Origin of the sequence: Mesorhizobium sp. M4A.F.Ca.ET.050.02.1.1, assembly GCF_003997725.1 — a bacterium.
Classification (GTDB): domain Bacteria; phylum Pseudomonadota; class Alphaproteobacteria; order Rhizobiales; family Rhizobiaceae; genus Mesorhizobium.
Genome location: NZ_RZSG01001256.1, coordinates 1 through 999 on the forward strand (window position 1 = coordinate 1; position 999 = coordinate 999).

Sequence of the window (999 nt, forward strand, 5' to 3'; positions counted from 1 at the left end):
GGCCAAGACCTTGCGCCGGCTGGCGGCGAGGCCCACCGGCGAAACACCGATCTTCCTGATCGCCTCCGAGCGCCATGCCGAGCGCGTCCATGTCGACCTCGCCGGGCTCGACCTCGCCGGCGGCGGCCCGCTTTTCGAGCCGGCCGGCCGCAACACCGCGGCCGCTGTCGCACTCGCCACATTGCGCACGCTCGCCGAATTTGGCGACAGCCTGATGCTGGTAGTGCCGTCCGATCACCAGATTTCAACCGCCAAGCAGTTCTGGCGCAGCGTCGAAGCCGGAGCGGAGGCGGCGAGCGCCGGTCGTCTAGTGGTGTTCGGCATCAAGCCGACCCAGCCCGAGACCGGCTATGGCTATATCGAAGTCGCCGCTGACACCGACGGCATCTTCGATGTCTCGCGCTTCGTCGAGAAGCCCGACCTCGCCACCGCGCAAGCCTATGTCGAAGCCGGAACCTTCTACTGGAATACCGGCATCTTCCTGTTCCGCGCCGGCGCCATGCGTGACGCCTTCGCGGCGTTCCAGCCCGGCATCTGGCAGGCCACCGAAGCCGCCTACAAGGCGGCGACATCGGATCTTTCCGGCCTCTATATGCCGCTCGATCTCTATTCCGCCATTCCCTCGACCTCGATCGACTACGCCATCATGGAGCGGGCCAAGGGCATCGCCATGGTGCCGGCGGGTTTCCGCTGGAACGACCTCGGCTCCTGGCAGTCGCTGCTCGACGTCGGCCCTTCAGACAAGGACGGCAATGTGATCGTCGGCGATGTCGTCGCCATCGATTGCGAAAACTCCTACATCCGCGGCGAGGGCCGGTTGCTTTCGGCCATCGGCATGAAGGACGTCGCCATTGTCTCGACCGCCGACGCTACCTTCGTGGCACCCGTCAGCCACAGCCAGCACGTCAAGAAGATCGTCGAGCAGCTGGAGAAGTCGGGCCGGCTGGAAACGAGGTTCACGCCGGCGCATGATCGCGTCATCGAAAGTGGCGCCTGGCG

The 999-nt window shown here is 65.6% G+C and carries 1 protein-coding gene; it reads left to right on the plus strand.

Features of this window, described 5'->3' with window-relative positions; translation table 11 throughout:
- A partial coding sequence (locus tag EOA33_RS36755) for a sugar phosphate nucleotidyltransferase (protein ID WP_190234517.1) occupies nucleotides 1-999 on the plus strand: 999 nt, incomplete at both ends.